Here is a 21919-nt window from a genome sequence, read left to right on the forward strand (position 1 = left end):
ACCACCACCAGCAAAGCATCGAATTGTCAGTCATGGGTTTAAAGTACATAGCCTTCCACGGCCTCTCGATGAATTTCGGAATATAATACACCTCTTCAAGCCTCCGGTCAACGACAGGAGGTCAAATCAGCCCCTTTTTTCTGTATATCGGCTCGGCCAGACTCCATAGGAGGTCGCCCCTCTTGAGCAAAACCACCCCTATCAGGAGACAGACCGCCCCTCCCATGGCCAACGTGGCCCTGGCTCCGATGAAAGAGGCCACCGTCCCTGCCACGAGGCTTCCGATAGGGGCGGTTCCCGTCAGGGAAACCACGTAGAGGGACATCACCCTGCTCCTCTTGTCCTCTTCCACCAAGGTCTGTATCAACGTGTTGCCCGCCACCAAAACCGACACCATGCCGAACCCCACTGCGATTATAAGCAATATCGACATAGGAGCCCAGAGAGAGAGGGAGAAAGCGGCCAAGGAGATGCCGAAGAAAGAAAGAGAGATGGCCATAACCCTCATGAGGCCCACCGGGGTCTTCCTGACGGCCAGCCTTATCGATCCGGCCAGGGCTCCGAGCCCGGACGCACCGGTCAACAGACCAAGCAGTGTGGGACCGCCGTGCAGGATCTCCTTGGCGAATATCGGCAAAAGGACCAGATAGGGCAAACCGGCAAAGCTCAGTAGAGCCAGAGATATCAGGACGTCCCTTATGGGAAGAAAGGAACGGACGTAACTGATGCCGGAGACAAATCCCTCCCAAAAGGGCTCCCGCTCCCGAGAAACCTCCTGAGGACGCAGCCGGAGAGCCATCAAAGCCGCCAAGGTGGCCAGATAACAGGCGCTGTTTATACCGAAACATATCCCCTCGCCGAAGGCGGCTATGCAAAACCCCGCTACCGATGGGCCTATCAGTCGGGCGACGTTGAACAGAGAGGAGTTGAGCGCCACAGCGTTTCCCAGATCCTCAGGCCGATCCACGAGCTGAATGACGAAGGTCTGACGGGCCGGGAGCTCGAAAGCGTTCACCACGCCCAATAAAACCCCTAGTGCCAAAACGTGTATATAATTGACTGTTCCGGTAAGGGTCAATCCGGCAAGCACTCCGGCGTGAACCATGCATAGAGTCTGGCAGATCACCATCAGACGCCTCAGGTCCCAGCGTTCCATCAAGACCCCCGCAAAGGTTGAAAGGAATAACAACGGAATCTGACTGGCGAAATCCACGGCTCCTAACAGAAAAGCCGAGTCGGTCAGACGATATACCAGCCACCCCATAGCGACCCTTTGAATCCAAAAACCAGTCAGAGAAACGCCCTGCCCTGTGAAAAAAAGCCTGTAATTCCTCGATCCAAGGGCGGAAAACGCCCCTATCTTCACAAAAGACATCAAGATTCCCCCAATCTCGATTATCAAACCAGAACATGATAACATAAAAATGGATACATATATTCGACGAAAGGCGAAACTACCCTTAACAGGACAAAAAAGCAGATGATCCCCTGCATGACCTCTCCCCTTCCTGATGATAGGATTTTCCCAGATTCTCAGGTTGGGAAGTGATTGTATGGCCGGATATTATCTAATGCCACCGGTAAACCTCATGGGAAGAGGGAGCCTACAGAAGACCGGCTCCTGGATGGAGAAGCTGGGCGGCAGAAAAGCTCTTATAGTCGCGTCGATCGGGGAATACGGAGAGCTCCAGGGCTCCATGGTCCTGGAGGTTCTGAGGACCCATGGCCTGGAAGGCGACGTCTTCCCCGGTGCTGGGCCGAACCCCACGGACGTGATGGTGGAAGAGGCGGTAGGCAGATATTTCGGACAAAAATGCGACTGTCTAATAGCAGTCGGAGGTGGAAGCGCCATGGACTGCACAAAGGCAGCATCGGTCTCCATCGGCAGGATAGACGAAAAATCCAAAAAAGGGGAAGGCCGGAAAAACAGACCGCCTTTCATCGCCATCAACACCACCGCCGGGACCGGCAGCGAGGCCACCAGTTTCGCGGTCATAACGGACAGCGAAAACCACCGTAAGATAACCGTACAGGACTGGACCCTCATGCCGGACGTATCGATCAACGATCCGGATCTGATGCTGTCCATGCCCCCGGGCCTTACAGCCGCCACAGGGATGGACGCCCTCTCCCATGCAGTAGAGGCCTACGTTTCCACGGAAGCGTCGCTTTTTTCCGACGGCATAGCCCTTCAGGCCATAAGGACAATCTTCCGCTGGCTTCCCATGGCGGTACGCTACGGAGACAGCATCGAGGCGAGAGAGGCCATGTGCAACGCCGCTTTCATGGCAGGAGTGGCCTTCAACAACGCCGGTCTGGGCTACGTCCACGCCCTTTCCCATCCTATAAGCGCCATGTACGGAGCTCCTCACGGACTGGTAAACGCCATATTGCTCCCGGTGGTGGAAAGATACAACCTACCGGCAGCCGCCACAAAGATGGCCACAATGGGATCGGTGATAGACGAAGCCACCTACGACAGATACGGTATAGACCACTCCGGTTTCCGGACCGCCGAAAAAGCGGAAAAGGTAGTTGAGGCCATGGCCGATCTGGCGAAGGAGATAGGCATAGCCGGAGGACTGTCCTCCCTGGGGGTCACCGAAAATTCCATAGACGATCTGGCCTTAGCCGCCTCGAAGGAGGCCATAGGGATCAACAACCCCCGCAAGGGGGTCCTACAGGAGATAAGGGACCTCTACATTCAGGCCCTTTAAGAAATCACATACCCCAAAGAAGGCGCCGCCTCTCGAGAGGCGGCGCCTTCTTTGGTAGAATGGAGTCTCCATCGGCACATGCCGACGAGAAGAAGGATAACGGAGGAGATCTCATGCTGCTAAGAAAGGAATTCACCTTCGACGCCGCCCACAGGCTCGAGAGGTACAGAGGAAAATGCGAGGCCCTTCACGGTCACACCTACAGATTGGCCGTCACCTTGGACGGGCGCAGAGACGACGATGATATGGTTTTCGACTTCACCGAGCTGAAACGGGTCGTGTCGGAAAAGGTCCTGACCAAGCTGGATCACTCCTACCTAAACGACGTGATGGATCAGCCTACGGCGGAGAACATAGCCCTATGGATATGGAGCAAACTGGACGAATCGGTAAAAAAACCAAACTGCGAGCTACACTCCGTACAGGTCTGGGAGACCGCGACGAGCTCCGTGATAGTGTTCCGAGAGGACGTGGAGTAACCATGACGGCCTGGTTTCACCGTTTCAAATCTACGACGGAACTGAAGAAAACTCTGGAGGAAATAGGCTGCGACCCAGGAGCTCTGCCCTATTTCGACGACCGGAGGGATCTGACGGCCCTCAGGATATCCGACGTAGACACCAGAGCGGCCAACGCCCTCAAACAGGAGATGCTCTCCCGCGGTGGAGATGTGGCGGTCCATCGTCACGCCATAGACAGAGGAGTCGAACGCTGCGACTGTCTCCTGTTCGGAACGGACAAACAGATAAACCATCTCGCGGAAAAGCTGGCCGTCATGCCCTATTGGGGACTGGACCAGGTCCGAAGAGAGATACTGAAGGCCATGGCGGGGAAGAGGAAGAAAAGGCATCTTCTGACCCTGCCGGGAGACAGAGTACTACAGCTGGGAGACAGGACCAAGCTCATGGCCATAGTTAACCTCACGGACGACTCCTTTTTCTCCAGCAGCCGAGCCGGTTCGACCTCGGAGTGCCTGAAAAGGGTGTCGACCATGATCGAGGACGGGGCGGAAATGCTGGACCTGGGAGCCGAGTCCACCAGACCGGGTTCGCTTCCTGCGGAGACCGAAACGGAGATAGGTCGACTGGTACCGGCTGTGGAATCCATAAGGAAGGAGTTTCCTCACATTCCCATATCGATAGATACCACCAAGTCGGAGGTAGCCCGAGCCTGCGTCGAAGCCGGAGCGGACATACTGAACGACATATCGGGACTGGGATTCGATCCGAAGCTGGCATCGGTGGCGGCGACCTCAGGAACTCCGCTGGTGATAATGCACATGAAAGGGGTCCCCAGAACGATGCAGAGAGAACCCCATTACGGATGTCTCCAGAAGGAGATATGCGATTATTTTCAGGAGCGGACGGATCTGGCTACTAAAGCCGGAGTTCCCGAGGGGCAGATAATCCTGGACCCCGGAATAGGCTTCGGAAAGACGGCATCCCACAACTTAACCCTTCTCTCCCACGACGAGTTCTTCCGGTCGCGGGGATATCCGATTCTCATAGGCCATTCCCGAAAAAGCGTATTCGGAGCGGTCCTCAAGGGGGCTCCCCCGGAGGAGCGAATGGAAGCCACACTGGCAGGGACGGCTCTATGCGCCTGGCAGGGAGTGGATATCGTCAGGGTACACGACGTCAAGGCCAACCGTCGTGTACTGGACACGATAGAGGCGATGAAAGACCCGGATAGGCTAGATTGATCAGATCTCTCCGAACAACCAGCCCTCCAAGGTGATCGGCCTGCCGGGACGAAGCCCCTCCATCTCCCTTCGCAGATCGCCGAGGAGGGCCGCTCTCTCCGCGAAAGCGTTGTGTCTGTGGATGCTCTCGAAGTTCTCCTGTCTGGCGAGGACGAAAACCCCGTCGGGAAGGTCGGGAGAGACCTCCACCACGTTTCGCAGCATCTCCCTCACGACGTCCTCGACAAATCGGGGATTACTGTGAGCCTTGTTGACCACGAAAAACTCGTCCGGTCTTTTGAGAAGCTCGTATATCTCGGAACTCATGGACGCCTCGGCCAGGTGAACCAGGTTCTCCGCCCTTATGGTCCCCGCACCGCCGATCATCAGTGTGGCCCTCCCCCTCTGGTTGTGGGACGCCAGGGGCAACACGTCTACGATACGCTCCGCCTCTTCCTCACCGTACCCCTGGGATATCAACAACCCTTTGGAATGGGCTCGGACCATCTCCTGGGCGCAGGGACATACGGTCAGACCGTCTACCTCCACCCCTGATATCGTTCGACATACATTTCCATCGCAGGCGGATATACCTATGAAATTGTAGATCTCCTGGGTCGTCTTGCCCGATATGGGTGCGTGCTTTTTCAGGGGGAAATGGGCCTTTATCCGGACCTCCGACCTAAGAGCCTCCTGCCGCTCCATCACAGACGAGGCCAGACGCTCCGCCATGGTCTCTATGTCGGGAGCGACGGAACCGGCTGCGTCCTCCGCCGCCTGTTCCAATATCTCGCTGAAACGAGACATATGGACGCCGGCTCTTGCACCGTCGAGATCAACGAACAGGTCCATGGTCGCATAGAAGAGGGAGACCTTGCCCTCCGTCTCGAGACGTATTATCCTCTCCAGGTCGGTCACACCGACCCGTCCCAAAAAAAGGGGAACCTCGGGAACGCCTTTCTGCACATCCCTATCGAGGGAAAATCGAAGGGATCTCTCCACCTTGGCTACCCCTTTGGCGTCCACCAGATCCCGCAGAACGGAGACGGTCTTCCCTAGGACGGGATGGACCAGCCCGGGGGCTATCTCGGCGAGAGGCACCAGCACGAAGGCCCTCTCCTGCATCCTGGGATGGGGAACGGTCAGTTTGTCATCTTCCAGGACCAGGTCGTCGTACATTATCAGGTCGACGTCTATAGGTCTCGGTCCGTTCCTGAAGTTGACGGTCCTACCCATCCGCTGTTCGATCCATTTTGCCAGATGAAGGACCTCCATCGGAGACAGGTCCGTGAGAACCTCGCAGGCACCGTTGAGAAAGAGGGGTTGATCCTCGTATCCGACCGGCTCCGTCTCGTAGAACGACGAGACCGCCACGACCTCCACCTTACCCTGAAGATATTGAAGCGCCTGTAGAATATTGCCCTGACGGTCGCCCAGGTTGGCTCCAAGGGCCAGAAAAACCCTGTGTTTGCGATTCATCGTTGGACCTCCTAGTCGTAATCGCTGATACTCTCATTGGAGATAATTGTAACAGAAGGGAGAGGGACTCATGGCCATCGTATCGTTCAGAAATTGCAGTTCCTACGAAGAGGTAAAGGGCGCAGTAACCCAAGCGATAGACGACCTGGGGGGAATGGAGCGATTCGTCTCCCCAGGCGATTCGGTGCTTATAAAGCCGAATATGCTGGGAGCCTACTCGCCGGACAGGGCCGTAACCACCCATCCGACCATGGTACGAGCCGTGACGGAAATGACTCTTGACTGCGGAGGCAAGCCGACCATAGCCGACAGCCCCGGCATAGAGAAGTTCTCCAAGGTAGCGGAGAAAACCGGCATAGCCCAGGTGGGCAGGATATTGGGAGTCCCCGTCGTGCCTCTCGGCGAATCCCGGCCTGTTCCGGGCAAAAGAGACGATCGTTTCAGAGGACTGGAGCTCTCCGCCCTGGCCTTGGAATCGGACAAAATAATAAATCTTCCTAAGCTGAAGACCCACTGTCAGATGACCTTGACCATGGGGGTTAAAAATCTGTTCGGGACGGTGGTGGCTCAGAGGAAGGCGGCCTGGCACTACAGGGTCGGACTGGACAGAGAAGACTTCGCCCGACTGCTTTTGGAGATATGGGCGACATTGCGCCCCGGCTTGACCGTAATGGACGGGGTGGTCGGCATGGAGGGCAGAGGTCCGTCCAACGGATCGCCGAGACGGTTCGGCACGGTGGTGGCCTCGGACGATGCTCTGGCCATGGATCTGACAACGGCGGGGCTGATGTCCTTGGATCGATCGGTTTTCCCTCTGAGGAAAGCGGCCGAGACGGCTGGGATGGTCCCGAAAGACATACGGATAAAGGGAGATCCCATCACGGAGTGGACCTTCGAAAAGATTCAACTTCCTCCCCCCGATTCGTTGAGACTTCTGCCCTCCTGGATGGACCGTTTCGGAAGAGAGCTCCTGGCGGCCAAGCCGGAGCAGGATCGAGAACGTTGCCTCCTATGCGGTAGATGCGTCGAGATATGCCCTGCCGACGCCATAACCATGAGAGAACGCCGTCTGGTCTTCGACTACGGGAAGTGCATAAGATGCTACTGCTGCCATGAGATGTGCCCCGCCGACGCCATAAGACTAAGACAGAATATCCTCCTGAGAGGTCTGGAAGTCCTGGGACGTTAGAACTATTTGCGCCAGAACGGCATAATCCTGTAATATGAGTCTAAATAGAGAGCCTATCGCCCAAGGAGGCACTGAGATGCCCCAATCCTCGGAAAGTTTTCACGAGACAAAGGAAAAGATAAAAAAATCCGTCGAGGAGATGCGCCGGTCTCAACTCAACGCTACCCTTGAAAAGCTGGCGAATCGATCTCCTAGGGTACCGGAGATATCGACAGTAGAGATCTGGCCCGAGGGAGATCAGGAAATCGACAGAAAATACGTGGTCGTTAAATGCGCCTACAGGACGAGGACCTCCGGAGGAGCCACCGGGCTGGTCGTTTTCCTCGCCGACGAAACCCTGGGAGAACCGGAGCTTCTGTGTCTCTGGACAGGCTACGGAGGCGGACTGGGAGAGGCGGATATAGACGCTTCATGGCAGGCCCTCACCATCCTCATGGAGAGAATAGAGGCCCCTCAGGACAAGATGCTTCACGAAAAAACCGTAGAGGCGTTGAAAAAACGGCTATCCCCTCCTACCGTCAACCGTCTGGCAACCGACGACGACGAGGACAGGCGGAGGCAGATCAGGGAGGACCTCCAGCACGAACTGGAACGAGAGCTGGCGTTGAGTCTTGAGATGAAACTCGGCATAGAGAAGACCACAGGGGAGGACCTCGGCAAATTCAGAGAGAGCAGAGAGGAAAAGAGAGAGAAAAAAGAGGAAGAATCCAGAACACGCTCCACCGAGATAGACCATCTGACACTGTTGTGCGGCGTAGTGATGGACCCGGTCAGAGGGGAACCGGTCTCGGCTCTTAGACCAGGCGACACCATATACGTCAGCATAAAGGACAGCTCCGCCATAGCTCACGCCCTAAGACAGGTGATGACGAAGGGAAACATCGACAAGATTCCTGTCACGCTTCTATCTACGGAGACGACCGACACCGGTAACGTCGAGCTCATGGTCGAGCTGTCGGACGGAATATACGGCAAAGCCTTGGCGGGAGAAAGCTATAAAATATCTGTACTAAGGGAGGACAGCTCACCAAGGATAATCGGGTTGTCGTTTTATCAGATGCTGTTCGCTCTGACGATGGCGGGCCTGCTGATGATAATGGCGGTACACCTGCTTATCGACTGACATCAGGATGGGAGACAGGGAGAAGAAGATGGAGAGAAAAAAGCTGAAAGCGGACGAAAAAGCGTTTCACATGGTCATCGACAGGATTATCGCTCACAGAATACGCCCGGGGGACAAAATCTACGAACCGGACCTGGCGGAAGGGCTTCAACTCAGCAGAACCCCTGTAAGGCACGCCCTCAGCCGTCTCGTGGCCGAGGGCGTCCTTGAGAAAACCAGGGGGAAAAGAGGCTACACCTTGCCGATACTGACCCAACAGGACATGGAGGACGTCTTCGACGTCAGATCCTGTCTGGAGGGCAAGGCGGCCAGTCTTGCGGCCCAAAGGAGGACCTCCGGGGACCTCTCGTACCTCAGGGAGCTCAACGAAAGAGAGCGATCCCTCTACCATCTGGGACAGAGAAAGGAAGAGTACGCAGAGGTAAACGAACTCTTCCACTCGAAGATAGTCGAGATATCCAAAAACGAATATATAGCCCGCTACTTCCGCCAGGCATACTGGCGTTCCTCGCTGTACACCTTCCACTTCGGGCTCTTCTACAACACCGACATGATGGCTCCGGAGCAATCCTTTTGCGATAAAGGACATCGCACATATAGAGAGCACAGAAAGATAATAGACGCGGTAGACTCCGGCGACTCCTCTCTTGCAAGAGAGCTTATGGAGGACCACATCCACAACACCATCAGGAGAAGAGGCCTACAGGTATCCCCCACTAGGGGAAGACCATCCTGCCTGACAAATTGGACTCGGTCAGTCGTTCCAGATCCCCCTCCACCAATATCGAGGGATCGACCATGCGACCACCGACCGATACACCGAAATGAAGATGAGGACCGGTCACCCTTCCGGATCGACCGGTCTTACCTATAACCTCGCCTGCTCGAACGAACTGCCCCTCCCTCACATCGATCTCGTACAGATGAAAATACATCGACACGACCGACCCCCCATGATCGACGTAGATCGACTTGCCTGCGTAATAGTGATCTCCGGTAAGGACGACCCGTCCAGGCGACGCGCACTTTATAGGAGTTCCCACCGAAGCGCGATAATCCACCCCTCCGTGACGACTCCTCGGGATGCCGTTGTAGATCCGTCTTTTTCCATATACGCTGGTGACGATTCCCGTAACGGGACGAACCATCGGCAAGGACCAGTACAGCTGGGGAGAATAGGCTCTCAATACCTTTCTGACGGCCTTTCTCTCTCCGGCGATTCTGTCGCGCTCCGAACCAGGGGGATTCACCATGGCGGCGGGAACCGAAAGCCTCTCGGCAGGGTACGATTTTGAAATAACGTCTATCTTCCACCGAGACATGTAGTTGATCCCTTTCGACCTCACCCATATCTTGATCACCTCACCCTCGGCAGGAGACCTGGCGGCATCTGTCCCCAAAAGGGCGACACCCTTCGAAACGCCCCCATCCGCAGCGGACAAAGACAGGGGATAGTTCCTACCCCTCCAGGACAATGTACATTTATCCACGTCCCCACTGACAGTCAGAGAAACCACGAAAGGCTCTCCCAAAGAGACCTTATCGGGAGCGTCGAAAGACACCTCCAACGCCGAAGCGCTGGATATCGCCCATAAAGAGAGCAAAACGACCAGAGAAAACTTCAGCCCCGTCCTAATCCATCCGAACCCATTTGAAAGCGACACTAAACCAACTCCTTCCTAGAATCAGTCCATTATACCGGCAGCGCCGAGACGGAGAGGATCGCATAATTGAAAAACTAGACTGCATATAGGGAATATTGGTATAATGATTTTGGGGTAGAAACACATAGACGATTGGAGGGGATCACATGTCCATCAAGGGGAAATTCGTATCTATGGTAGCGGCCGTACTGGTCATAATAGTCGCAATGACAGGGATCACCTACTTCAGGAGCCAGAGTATCCTGAAGAACCAGGTAATCAAGACCGGTGAGGAGACCGTTAAGACAGCGGTGCTCACCGTGGAGGAGAACTTCGGAAAACTGTTAGCCATACTCAAAAACGCCTCTGTGGCCATACAGAGGGCCTGGGATGAAGAGGGTCTACAGGAGGCGGAGACCCTGGAGGACCTCATGGCCTCGCTGCTGGCTCAAAACGGAGAATTCGGAGTTCAGGACATTTATTTCGGCCTGGAGAAAAACGGCAAGCTGCCTATCGGATCGAGGGCCAAGATGGCGGAGGATTACGACGCCAGAAAGAGAGCCTGGTATGCCGACGCCATGAAGAAGGGCTCTGCCATGATAATCACCGAGCCCTATATCGACCTGATAACCAACAAGGCGGTCATATCGGCGGCCATGACGGTCGAGAACGGCGACGGCGATATCATCGGAGTGGTAGGGGTGGATATCAGCATGAACGCCCTGGTCGATTTCGTCGGAAAGCTGAAGCTGCTGGGAGAGGGACATGGACTTCTTCTCAGCAAGGCGGGCATGATAATAGCCGGACCGGTTGAAAAGGACATAATGAAGGTCAACCTCTCCGAAAGCGACGAAAAAGACGAATCGGTCAAGGCGATGGGCAAGGAGATGGTCTCCGGGAAATCGGGCTCCTCCATAATAAACTGGGAGGGAGAGAGGTTCGAGGCCTTCTACGGCAACACCGCCCAGGGACTCTCCCTGGCAATTCTCTACCCTGTGAAGGCCATAGACGCCCTGGTAAGGGGAACCACCTCCATACAGATAGCCGTAGCGATAGTGGCCCTCCTGGCTGTCGGACTGGCCGTGCTGGTCACATTCAGAAGCATAGTCCTTCCTCTCAGGAAGGTCGCTAACATGGCGGGCGAGGTCAAGGACGGCGATCTCACTGTAGACCCCAGATCCATAAATTACAGAGCCAAAGACCCTCTCGGCGCCATGATAGACGCACTTTCCGTAATGGTGGAAGGCCTTAGGGAGACAATGCTGGGTATAGTCGAGGAAAGCAAAAAGATAGCTGACAGCTCCACCGGACTGGCCGCACTCAGCGAGGAGAGCAACGCCTCCATGGAGGAGGTCCGTCACTCCGTCGAGGAGGTATCGACACTGGCGGAGAACAACGCCGCCGCACTGGAGGAGACCAACGCCGGAGTCGAGGAAGTATCGTCCAGCGCCTCTATGGCGGCGGAATCTGCCACTAAGGGAACGGAGGCGACGGAAAGGGCCTCCCAGACCTCCAGCAAGGCCGTTTCCATAGTGGCGGATATAATAGGCAACGTCAAAGAGGTAGGAGCCAAGGCGGGAAAAAGCGTAGAGGCAATGACCGCCCTCAGCACCTCGGTTCAGGAGATAACCGGTTTCATAGCGACGATCAACTCCATAGCGGACCAGACGAACCTTCTGGCCCTCAACGCAGCTATAGAAGCGGCCCGAGCGGGAGACGCCGGACGAGGCTTCGCGGTCGTGGCGGAAGAGGTAAGAAAGCTGGCGGAGGAATCGGGCAACGCCGCCGGAAAGATAGGAAACCTCATAGAGGAGCTCCAGTCTCAGACCAGAGACTCGGTAGCGATAACCCAACAGGCCGGGGATCTCATGAAACAGACGGTGGTACAGGCCGACGAGGCAAAAAAAGGACTGGACGAGACCTTGCAACAGATCTCCGTGGTCAACGACTCTATGCAGAACATAGCGGCGACCTCGGAGGAACAGGCAGCTTCGGCCAACGAGATGGCCAACGCCGTCGACCAGGCTTCGAGATCCACCGTCGACATGGCCCAAAAGGTGGGAACCATCAAAAAAGCCGCGGAGGAAACCGCTTTGGTCTCGAGCAACGTGGCCAAAGAAGCGGAGGCCATGTCCTCATTGGTGGACAACATAGAGAGGCGGTTGAGCAAGTTCAAGACGGAGAGTTCCAAAGAACTGGCTCCAAAATAGCATCGAAGAGAAGGAAAAGAGGCGGGGTGCCGGACAGAGGCACCCCGCCTCTTTTTTCTTTATGTCATAGAAATAGATTAAAGACCAGCCAGAACAGAACTCAACATATTCTGATACATATCGCCCATCATACAGCTCAGCGATGACCTAAAAGCAGGCACAAGGCTCCAGGTGTCGCAAAAAAAAATATAAATCCATGCATCAATCTCGCTTTATTGTATGCACAGTTGCATTTTGAACTAATATTGCGTATAATGCCCTGGCGTTTCGAGAAATATCTACTTTATTATTATCCATAATTGGGAGATATATAGGTGATTCAACAGTTAGTAAGCACGGCAAACGGCATTCTGTGGGGCAAACTGATGGTCTGGCTGCTTCTCGGCACGGGGATCTTCTACTCCTTGAGACTAGGGCTACCTCAGGTCAGACATTTCGGCCATATGTTCTCGGTCATATTCAAAGGCAGAAAGTCGGCCGAAGGAGGAATTACCCCTTTCCAGGCCCTATGTACCGGTCTGGCAGCCCAGGTAGGCACAGGCAACCTCGCAGGGGTCGCCACCGCCATAGTCTCGGGAGGCCCGGGAGCGATATTCTGGATGTGGATAACGGCGTTGGTCGGGATGGCCACCATCTTCGGCGAGGCCACATTGGCCCAGGTTTTCCGGGTTAAGAGCAGCGACGGGACCTACAGGGGAGGACCGGCTTATTATCTGGAGAAGGGACTAGGACAACGATGGATGGGGGTTCTTTTCGCCTTCTCCATAATCGTGGCTATGGCCTTCATCTTCAATGCGGTTCAATGCAACTCCATAGCAGCAGGCCTTAGAGGAGCATTCCAGCTCAACGAACTATACGTAGCCATAACGGTGATAATACTGACCGCTCTTGTCATCTTCGGAGGACTCAGAAGGATAGCCCAGGTGGCGGAGGTTATCGTCCCTCTCATGGCCGGTCTCTATATACTGGGGTCGCTATACGTGGTGCTCACCCACATTTCAGAGATCCCCGCCGTGTTCTCCCTCATCTTCAAGAGCGCCTTCGGCCCTAAACAGGTCGCGGGAGGAGTACTGGGACACACCGTGGCCATGGCATTCCGTTACGGAGTCGCCAGAGGGCTTTTCTCCAACGAGGCGGGCATGGGGTCCACTCCAAACGCTCACGCTACAGCCGACGTCCGACATCCGGCCAGACAGGGGTTCACCGCCATGATGGGAGTCTTCGTGGACACTATCCTGATATGCACCGCAACAGCTGCCATAATACTCCTCTCCGGGACGGTCGATAGCGGCAAGACCGGAGTCGAGCTCACACAGCTGGCGGTGGATGCGACTCTCGGCTCCTGGGGCCCCACCTTCATCGCGATAGCCCTGATGTTCTTCGCCTGGACCTCGATATTGGGCAACTATTATTACGGAGAGAGCAACCTGATGTACATCTTCCCCAACTGCGGTAAATCAGGGTTGACGGTATATAGACTCATGGTCTTGGGAATGCTCCTTTTCGGCGCGACCAGTTCGGTTCCCTTCGTGTGGGAACTGGCGGATTTCTTCAATGCGATAATGGCGCTGCTAAACCTCGTCGGCATACTGCTGCTGTCGGGAGTGGTGATAAAATTCATGAAAGACTACGAAAACCAGATCAAGGCGGGAATAGACGATCCCGTGATAGACAAGGAGAAGTTCTCCTCATACTACAACAGATAGGACGATGATTCCCATGAAGGATATCCTCGAAGAGATCTCCAGAAGGAGTCGGCTCAAGGCGACGGAGGGGACGGTTGCATCCTATATACCGGAGCTGGCGAAGGCCGATCCGGAGGCTTTCGGCCTGGCCGTGACGGAATGCGACGGAAGCCAGTATCTGTCGGGAAACTGGGACTACACCTTTACCCTACAGTCCATATCCAAGATAGTAACTCTGGCCCTGGCATTGGAGGAACGAGGACCGGAGAGGGTCTTCTCCTCCGTCGGGAGCAGTCCCACTGCGGACCCCTTCAATTCCATAATGAGACTGGAGATGGACGCTCCCCACAGACCGAACAACCCTCTGATAAACTCCGGCGCCATAGTGGTGGTGTCCCTTCTTCCCGAGGAAGGCAGAGAGAGAAAGGTCGACGCCATCATGGATCTCTGTCGAAAATTGATGGCCAACGACTCGATAGACATCGACGACAGGGTCTACCGATCGGAGAAGAACACCAGCGACAGAAACAGATCGCTCGCCTATTTTCTGAGAAGCGTAGGCAGCTTGAACGGAGATGTCGAGGATATCCTGGACGTGTATTTCAGACAGTGCAGCATAAAGACCTGCGCCAAAGATCTATCTATCATGGGAGCGACCTTCGCATGCGACGGTCTAAACCCCATATCGGGAAAGCAGATAATCTCTCCCGCCACGGCCAGAACGGTTAGGGCAATAATGACGACCTGCGGAATGTACGACGGCTCGGGAGAGTTCGCCGTGAAGGTGGGCATCCCCGCCAAAAGCGGCGTAGGAGGAGGAATCCTAGGCACGGTTCCCGGGAGGATGGGCATCGGCGTGGTGAGCCCCCCTCTGGACGAGAAGGGAAACTCCGTAGCCGGCCTCGCTGCGATGAAGGAGATATCGGAAAAACTAAGATGTCGGGTGCTATGACAAAATGATGAAAGCCCGGAGCCCATCGATGGGCTCCGGGCTTTCACTCTCTCCATCCCGACTTTTCCAGGATCCCTTCGATCTCTTCCAACAGCTCCGATAGGCCGTGTCTCCTACAATAGGAGCACTCCTTGGCCGGACGATCGCATATGAGACACCTTCTGGGAGGGAAGCCAAGCTCGCTCCTCCCCAGGGGAGCTCCGTTCTCGTCCAGAACGTCCAGATCTACGATCCTGCCCAAACCGTGGCTCTCTTCGATCGCCAGAGCCCTTTTTTTAAGTTCCTTGCCGGAAAGATCGACCACCCAGTGGACGGAAGGCCCGTCGGCACCGTCCAGGTCGCTTCGCCGAGATAGAACGGAACCCAAGGTCTTCTCTACCTCATCGGAGATGACTTTAAGAGCCCAAAAGACCCCTGGAGCGCTTTTATCCGGACCGGGAACCGTCATGGAGAGAGACAACACCGGCTTCCCATAAGTTCGGGACAGCTTTTTTCTCAGGTTCCACCGGGCCTCCCTGGCCGCCAGTATAAGATCCATGGATTCGTTACCCAACTCAGGACACCTCCGATATCCGGTCGATTAAACTGCCGTCACGATACTCCACTATTCCCACCGTTCGTCCCTTAGGCCTAGAGGATCGGGGAACACCGGTTATGGAGAGGGCGATCTCCCTGAGCTCCCGAATCGACATGACCGGAAGCCCCGCTCGGTCGAGAGCTTCCCTCAGTTCCGGCCGCCTCGGGTTCACAGCAATACCTCTCTCCGTTACCAGAAGGTCCACCGTATCACCGGGAGTGCTCACAGTGGTAACCCTGTCGACGACTATCGGCAATCTTGACCTCACCAAAGGGGCCACGACCACCGCCAACTTCGCTCCGGCGGCGGTATCGCTGTGTCCTCCGGACCCTCCGATTATCCGTCCGGAAGAGTCGGTATGGACGTTTACGTTGAAATCCAGGTCTATCTCGGTCGCCCCCAGTATCACCACGTCCAGATCGTCCACCAGAGGTCCCTTGGTCCCGGGGCTGGCGTATAGAGAGGCGGAAACCTCCACGTGTCTCTCGTCCTCGGCTATCGACTTTACCGCCTCCAGGTCGAAGCACTGGACGTCGTAAAGCCGTTTGACCAGACCTTCCCGAAGGAACCTCACCATATGGGATGTTATTCCTCCCATTCCAAAGCTCCCGACGACTCCTAGGTCCCTCATCATATCCCTCAGATAGGAGGCGGCAGCCAAGGAAGCACCTCCAGCTCCGGTCTGAAAGGAAACGCCGTCGGCCAACAGCCCCGACGCCTTTATCGCCATGGCGGCATATCTGGCCATCACCAACGCGACTGGATCTCTGGGCATCCTGGTGGTACCAGAGACTATCCCGGCGGGATCGCCGATGGAGTCCACCGTCACCACCGCATCGACGAGGCTCTGATCTATCGACGCCGGAGCCACACGGTCCACCGGATTGTCCGTTACGGCCAAGACCCTCTTGGCGCAGCGAGCGTCGGCCATGGCGTAACCGAGAGAGCCGCAGGCGGAAGGCCCCTTCGTCCCGGTGAGGTTTCCTCTTCCGTCGGCGGAAGGAGCAGCCACAACGGCTATATCTATCGGCAACTCGCCCGACTCTATCGACCTGGGTCTTCCTCCATGGGTCCTGAAGATCACCGGCTCTGCGATGCCCCCTCGAGAGACGAAATCGGCCACGGGACCGCTCATGTAGTTGACCTCGAGACGGGACACCGTCCCCTTGCGGATATGTTCCACCAACGGCGCGTGTACCGGAAAGATAGAGCTGGCCGCGACGGTCAATCCCGATACTCCCAGCGAGAAAGCCGCATCCAACGTCCCGTTCAGCACCGCATCGCCGTTTCTGAGATGATGATGAAAGGACAGTGTCATGCCGTCGGCCAATCCCATAACCTTAAGGGCCTCTTTCAGGCTCCCGATCATCTTATCTCTCAAGGACTACGCCTCCCCTCTCATGGCCAAGGTCTTTCTAGCCCTTGCCGCCACAGGGGCGTCCACCATCTTGCCTCCGACCGAGACGGCTCCCTTTCCTGCCCTCTCTCCCTCCTCAAGAGCCCGAACGACCGCCCTGGCCCACTCCATTTCCCCGTCGGTGGGGGTGAAGGCCCGGTTTACCGCCTCCACGTGTCTGGGAGATATCAAAGCCTTGCCGTCGAATCCGATGGACCGAGCGAAAAGAACGTCCTTCACCAACCCTTCCATATCGTCGGTATCGGTGAAGGGTGTATCGATGGCGTCGATCCCCGCAGCCTTGGCAGCCATCACCATACGTCCCCTGGCGTAGGAGATCTCCTCTCCGTCAACGGTTCTGGGAACGCCTAGGGCCGCGGTGAGGTCCTCCGCACCCAGCAACATCCCCGACACCCTACGAGCCGTCGCTATATCTCCCGAGTTCTCAACCCCTGTGGGAGTCTCAACCAACGCGATAACGTCCAGGGCCCCTTCCTCCCTGCCGACCCTTTTCTCCGCGTCGGAGAGAGCTCGATCGAGCTCCTCCATCTCGGCGCGACTCTGGGCCTTGGGAAGCATGATCGAGTCCGCTCCTCCGGCTACCACCGCCTCCAGATCCTCCAACCATATGGGACGGTCCATGGAGTTTATCCTGACGATCCTCTCGCACCCCTTCATGGGAAGCACCGCAAGAGCGTTTCTGACGAGTATCCTAGCACCGTCCTTCTGATCCTGGGCGACGGCGTCCTCAAGATCGAAGATTACTCCGTCGGCCCCGAAGACCCCGGCGTTGGCTACCATTCCCGGATTGTTGCCAGGCACGAACAGTAGGCTCCGTCTTCTTTTCATCTGACACCCTCGCAGCCACGCAACAGTGCTGTTTCCACCCGAGCCCTTAATGTACAGTCTAGAGCCCCTCTGTCCTTTACTGACAGGGTACAGCTATCCACGGAAAGATTCTTCAAAACCTCCATGACCGATCTTTCTATAGCGTCCCCGAACTGAGCCTTTACCACGCTCTCTATCTCGACTGAAAGCTCGTTCGAGGGCTCTACCGTCACCATTGCGTCGTTGGATTCCATTGAACCGGCGACGGCCATCCTCAGGATCTTCACAGAGAACACCTCCAAAACGAAAATGGCGCCGGAAGCCATAAAGCCTCCGACGCCGTAAAAGCCGGAACTATCCCAGCACGGGAAGCAACAGGCTTACCAATATAAGGATCAGAGCACCTCCGAGACGGGAGGATATCTGAGCGAAGGGCATAAGCTCCATCCTCTTGGCCGCGGACAGAACCGCGACGTCCCCGGTTCCCCCCATGTTGGCCATACAGAGACCGGCGGTTATGGCCGACTCGACGAAGTTGAAGCCCACTGCCATCCCGGCAAATCCCGCCCCGACGACAGCTCCGAATACCACGACCGCCACCAAAACTATGTACTGAACAGACACGGCGTTTATGACCGCTCCGAGGTCGGTATAGGCAACCCCTATACCCACGAGAAGCGCGGCTGTAAAGTTCTTGGCCACGAACTTGTACCACATATTACAGCTCTTCTGGACCGACTCGGGAACGAGGTTGAATATCTTGCACATGGCTACCGCTATTATCATGAGGGCGTAGGAGTGGATCATAGGCACCACTTTGTTCAAAAGAAGCCCCAGGATGAAGAAAACACAGGAGACCATCACGCCTACCCCCATCATCTCTATGCTCGGGGTTATCTCCTCTTCTTTCTCCACCTTGAAGTCCTTCATGAGATGTCCGTTGCCGGTCAGGGAAGGACGGGCCTTGCCCAGTTTGTCCAAGAGTCCGGCCGCCACGATGGACATAACGTTACCCAGCGCCAATGCCGGTATCAGTATGGACAGTATATCCTTGGTATCCATCTTGGTTATGGTGCTGAATATCTGGGACATCGGCACCGCACCGGCTCCCATGCCGCCTCCCATTATGGGCATGGCTATATGCATTATACCCTGCTGCCATCCGTAGCCTATCATGCCTGCCACCACGGCTGCCAGACCACAGGAAACCAGCACCGCCGCCAACAAAGGAGCGGCGTATCTAGCTCCTGCCTTTATAAGCAGATCCGAGCTTATACCGAGTATGCTTCCGCATATCAGTGCCGCTATGTAGAAGTTGAGGAACCCTCCACCCTTCATAAAGTCGGTGATTATCTTGACGGTGGAATCGGGCATGACTCCGAAATATACCAGGGCTGCCGTTCCGAATATACAGACCAGAGGAGCCCCTCCGAGATATTCGTTGACCACGGGGGTTTTGTCCCCGATCTTGTCCATGATGGCGCCCATGGTCATCATGGCAGCCAGGGCTCCTATCATTCCCTTGGGCAGTTTTCCTATATACATCGCCAGGATCACGAGCCCCAGGCACACCGCGAAAAGAACGGGGGAAAGCCCCCAGATGGTAAAACTCTTTCTATCCGTCTGCACGGTCATATAGATCGTCTCCTCTGCTGTCGTTGTATTACGCTCTGGCTATCCCGGCCTTTCTAGCCGCCTCCGACACCGCTTTGGCGACCGTCGGGACGACCCTCTCGTCCAAGGCCTCGGGAATTATCCTCTCGGAGGAAAGTTCATCGTCCGAAACCAGTCCGGCCAGTGCGTAGGCCGCGGCCAACTTCATCGACTCGTCGATATCGCTGGCCCTCACGTCCAAGGCCCCTTTGAATATGCCGGGAAAGCCGAGACAATTGTTGATCTGGTTCGGGAAATCGCTGCGCCCTGTGGCGACGACTGCGGCTCCTGCCTTCACGGCCTCGTCGGGGTATATCTCCGGGGTCGGGTTGGCCATGGCGAATATTATGGCATTGGAAGCCATCGAACGGACCATGTCGGCCGTGACCAATCCGGGACCGGATATGCCAAGGAAAACGTCCGCTCCCACGATGACGTCCGCCAGGGTCCCCGATTCCTTGCCCCTGTTGGTCTCCTCGGCCATCTCCTTCTTGATCCAGTTCATGTTGGTCTCTCTTCCCTCGTAGATGGCTCCGGCTCTGTCGCACAATATGACGTTACCGGCCCCTACGCTCTGAAGGAGCTTGCATATGGCTATACCGGCGGCACCGGCACCGTTCATCACTATCTTGACATCCTCTATGGACTTACCGACCAATTTAAGTGAGTTGAGCAAACCGGCCAGGACTATTACCGCCGTTCCGTGCTGGTCGTCGTGAAAAACCGGTATATCCAGTCTTTCCTTAAGCTTTCTCTCGATCTCGAAGCATCGGGGGGCGGCGATGTCCTCCAGGTTGATGCCGCCGAATCCGCTGGCTATCATGGCAGTGGTCTCAACTATCACGTCCACGTCCTTGCTGCCGACGCAGATCGGGAAGGCATCGACCCCGGCGAAACGCTTGAAGAGAACCGCCTTGCCCTCCATCACGGGAAGTCCGGCGGCTGGACCTATATCGCCCAACCCCAGGACGGCGCTTCCGTCGGTTACGACTGCCACCATGTTTCCCTTGGTCGTGTAGGTATACACGTCCTCGGGATTTTCCTTGATCTTACGACAAGGCTCGGCGACGCCGGGCGTGTATACCACCGCCAGATCGTGCATATCTTTCACGGGAATTCGACTCTCCACGCTGAGTTTACCCTTGGCCTCGGCGTGGGCCTTCAACGCCTCCATATAGATACCCGAATCGCTCACAGAGATCTCTCCTTTCAGATCTAAACCGGTCTGTCGACAGGTTCTTACCGTCATGACAGCTACACTGTACCGGGATAAAGCCCGAACATCAACGTATTAGAACACAAAAAAGACTTTTGGTCATTTCGGTCACGAAGAGACAAAAAAGCAGGCGAACCTAAACAGGTCCGCCTGCCCCATAGATACCGCCACTCTATATAGACACCCTGGAGGAACTTCTGCCTTGATCAAACAACTCCTGAAGTAGTGCAGAATCATCCATGTCGAAGATCAGATCCCGAAAATAGGTATCCTCCACCCCGAGGTCGGAATATATATCGTCCTTGAATAAAGAATCCACCTCGGAGAACATCTGACCGAGAGGGCTGGTCACGTCGATCATACGAAGATCGGAAAAGTCCGCTCCTAGGGAAAAGGCCATGGTCCCCAGGGGACCGTCCACCTTGTTCTGAAGGTCCAGCAAGTCCCTGTTCACCGATAGGTCCTTTCTCGCTCCACCTGAGTCGGAGGATTTCATTTTCTCCACGAATTCCTCGAACTTTGCGGACATGTCCCATATCTTCTTGAGATCGTCGTCTATCCTGTCCGTTATCTCGCCCGATCTCTCCGGATCGATCAGCATCATGTCGTCCTGGGCAAACATCGGCTCGGACGCCACTTCCGAAAGGCTCTTCCCAGATTCTCCGGCCTCCGCCAAGGCGGAGATGAGTTTGTCCGTGTGACTCTCCAAAACATTGCCCTTGCCCGTGGCGACAAGCGTAACATAATGTACCGTATCACCGTTTATCATTGGGGCACCTTCCTCTGGATCAAGTTTTCTGGCACCAAAGATCCGCAAGCCATCAAGACCTAGATTACCTAGATTGACTTTATTTAAAGACTGATCAGAGGAGAGATCCAAGAAGCAACCGTAAAATCCATATTCGTCGGATCCTTCAACTCCCTCACCTACTATGCTTTTCGCTCCGTCAGTAGGGAGGGTGGACTCGTAGGTCTTTCCGGCCAACTTCAAGGCCACAGAATGGATTTCCCTATGCAAATCTGACTGAAACTCAGCCATTCTGGACTGAAGCAACAGCCTCTCGTCCTCCGAAAGCGACTCCTCCCCTTTTTCGGAGATCAGCTTCATTCCCTGCATAACCTTGCCTATTCTCTCGAATCCATCCCTTATGGTGGACACCGCCTGACTTTCCTCCAAGGAAAGCTCCTCCGTGGACGAGGTCTTCAGAACACTTCCGCTCTCCAGCTTTCGACCTCCCACCCGGAGTCCTGCCGCTTGATATCCTAGGCTCTTTCCCCATATACCGGAAAGATTATGATCGTTTCCGTATATCCTCATAGTTCTCTACCTTTTTACTAACATCAACAACACAAGTCCCGATAGAAGCATAGAGAAATTCCTGGACACGAACATCTCCTCCTTGAAAATCATCAGATATTCGTGGCACCCTCCATTATTTTTATCGACGTTATCATTTAAAACCATTAGTTTTTAGATAATAACCAAGACAACAAACACAAACTGCGGACTATTCCATCCAGTCTCATATTACGCAAAACATGCTGCGGACCTAAAGTCTGGATATCTCGA

18 protein-coding genes and 1 pseudogene are annotated in these 21919 nt (G+C 55.4%); 9 read left to right on the forward strand and 10 right to left on the reverse strand.

Annotated elements, in window-relative coordinates:
* Positions 1-121: 121 nt before the first annotated feature.
* The gene (locus tag L2W58_RS10145; protein WP_236103226.1) at positions 122-1375 is read right to left on the reverse strand and encodes an MFS transporter; all 1254 of its coding nucleotides are present in this window, start codon (positions 1373-1375) and stop codon (positions 122-124) included.
* A 136-nt stretch (positions 1376-1511) separates the two neighbouring features.
* On the opposite strand from L2W58_RS10145, the gene L2W58_RS10150 reads away from it, so the two are divergent.
* From L2W58_RS10150 to folP, 3 genes are all read left to right on the forward strand, one after another.
* The gene (locus L2W58_RS10150) at positions 1512-2717 is read left to right on the forward strand and encodes an iron-containing alcohol dehydrogenase (protein ID WP_236103227.1); all 1206 of its coding nucleotides are present in this window, start codon (positions 1512-1514) and stop codon (positions 2715-2717) included.
* A 113-nt stretch (positions 2718-2830) separates the two neighbouring features.
* The gene (gene queD, locus L2W58_RS10155; RefSeq protein WP_236103228.1) at positions 2831-3196 is read left to right on the forward strand and encodes a 6-carboxytetrahydropterin synthase QueD; all 366 of its coding nucleotides are present in this window, start codon (positions 2831-2833) and stop codon (positions 3194-3196) included.
* Positions 3197-3198: 2 nt separating this feature from the next.
* The gene (gene folP / locus L2W58_RS10160) at positions 3199-4419 is read left to right on the forward strand and encodes a dihydropteroate synthase (RefSeq protein WP_236103229.1); all 1221 of its coding nucleotides are present in this window, start codon (positions 3199-3201) and stop codon (positions 4417-4419) included.
* On the opposite strand, the gene mptA is transcribed toward folP, so the two are convergent.
* The gene (gene mptA, locus L2W58_RS10165; protein ID WP_236103230.1) at positions 4420-5877 is read right to left on the reverse strand and encodes a GTP cyclohydrolase MptA; all 1458 of its coding nucleotides are present in this window, start codon (positions 5875-5877) and stop codon (positions 4420-4422) included.
* 70 nt (positions 5878-5947) lie between these two features.
* Between mptA and L2W58_RS10170 the strand changes: the two genes are divergently transcribed.
* The 3 genes and pseudogenes from L2W58_RS10170 to L2W58_RS13085 all read left to right on the forward strand — a co-directional run.
* Entirely contained in the window at positions 5948-7066 is a 1119-nt protein-coding gene (locus tag L2W58_RS10170; RefSeq protein ID WP_236103231.1) for a DUF362 domain-containing protein, read from the forward strand.
* A 76-nt stretch (positions 7067-7142) separates the two neighbouring features.
* Positions 7143-8189 carry a DUF4899 domain-containing protein gene (locus L2W58_RS10175; RefSeq protein ID WP_236103232.1) on the forward strand — a complete coding sequence of 349 codons (1047 nt, stop codon included), beginning with the start codon at positions 7143-7145 and terminating at the stop codon, positions 8187-8189.
* Between the two features lie 28 nt (positions 8190-8217).
* Positions 8218-8856, forward strand: a pseudogene (locus tag L2W58_RS13085) (GntR family transcriptional regulator); the annotation flags it as partial.
* Positions 8857-8905: 49 nt separating this feature from the next.
* Here the strand turns inward: L2W58_RS13085 and L2W58_RS13170 are convergent.
* On the reverse strand, positions 8906-9853 hold the full coding sequence (locus L2W58_RS13170) for a M23 family metallopeptidase (RefSeq protein WP_236103233.1): 948 nt from the start codon (positions 9851-9853) through the stop codon (positions 8906-8908).
* Between the two features lie 146 nt (positions 9854-9999).
* On the opposite strand from L2W58_RS13170, the gene L2W58_RS10190 reads away from it, so the two are divergent.
* From L2W58_RS10190 to glsA, 3 genes are all read left to right on the forward strand, one after another.
* Positions 10000-12042, forward strand: coding sequence for a methyl-accepting chemotaxis protein (locus tag L2W58_RS10190; RefSeq protein ID WP_236103234.1), 2043 nt, complete (start codon positions 10000-10002; stop codon positions 12040-12042).
* 365 nt (positions 12043-12407) lie between these two features.
* The gene (locus tag L2W58_RS10195) at positions 12408-13748 is read left to right on the forward strand and encodes an alanine/glycine:cation symporter family protein (RefSeq protein ID WP_236103262.1); all 1341 of its coding nucleotides are present in this window, start codon (positions 12408-12410) and stop codon (positions 13746-13748) included.
* A 13-nt stretch (positions 13749-13761) separates the two neighbouring features.
* Positions 13762-14679, forward strand: coding sequence for a glutaminase A (gene glsA / locus L2W58_RS10200; protein ID WP_236103235.1), 918 nt, complete (start codon positions 13762-13764; stop codon positions 14677-14679).
* A gap of 43 nt (positions 14680-14722) precedes the next feature.
* Here the strand turns inward: glsA and citX are convergent, their stop codons facing one another.
* The 7 genes from citX to L2W58_RS10235 form a co-directional block, all read right to left on the reverse strand.
* A complete protein-coding gene (gene citX / locus L2W58_RS10205) occupies positions 14723-15232 on the reverse strand; it encodes a citrate lyase holo-[acyl-carrier protein] synthase (protein WP_236103236.1) in 510 nt (169 codons plus the stop codon).
* Between the two features lies 1 nt (position 15233).
* The gene (citF, locus tag L2W58_RS10210; RefSeq protein ID WP_236103237.1) at positions 15234-16637 is read right to left on the reverse strand and encodes a citrate lyase subunit alpha; all 1404 of its coding nucleotides are present in this window, start codon (positions 16635-16637) and stop codon (positions 15234-15236) included.
* 3 nt (positions 16638-16640) lie between these two features.
* Positions 16641-17501: an HpcH/HpaI aldolase/citrate lyase family protein gene (locus L2W58_RS10215; protein ID WP_236103238.1), complete on the reverse strand. Its 861-nt coding sequence runs from the start codon at positions 17499-17501 to the stop codon at positions 16641-16643.
* Positions 17498-17767 carry a citrate lyase acyl carrier protein gene (gene citD / locus L2W58_RS10220; RefSeq protein ID WP_236103239.1) on the reverse strand — a complete coding sequence of 90 codons (270 nt, stop codon included), beginning with the start codon at positions 17765-17767 and terminating at the stop codon, positions 17498-17500. The genes L2W58_RS10215 and citD overlap by 4 nt, the downstream gene beginning before the upstream one ends.
* A 67-nt stretch (positions 17768-17834) precedes the next feature.
* Positions 17835-19115: a 2-hydroxycarboxylate transporter family protein gene (locus tag L2W58_RS10225; RefSeq protein WP_236103240.1), complete on the reverse strand. Its 1281-nt coding sequence runs from the start codon at positions 19113-19115 to the stop codon at positions 17835-17837.
* Positions 19116-19143: 28 nt separating this feature from the next.
* On the reverse strand, positions 19144-20328 hold the full coding sequence (locus L2W58_RS10230) for an NAD(P)-dependent malic enzyme (RefSeq protein ID WP_338033085.1): 1185 nt from the start codon (positions 20326-20328) through the stop codon (positions 19144-19146).
* 193 nt (positions 20329-20521) lie between these two features.
* A complete protein-coding gene (locus tag L2W58_RS10235; RefSeq protein WP_236103241.1) occupies positions 20522-21667 on the reverse strand; it encodes a hypothetical protein in 1146 nt (381 codons plus the stop codon).
* Positions 21668-21919 lie beyond the last annotated feature (252 nt).

Source organism: Dethiosulfovibrio faecalis, assembly GCF_021568795.1.
In the GTDB taxonomy this organism is placed as follows: Bacteria; Synergistota; Synergistia; order Synergistales; family Dethiosulfovibrionaceae; genus Dethiosulfovibrio; species Dethiosulfovibrio faecalis.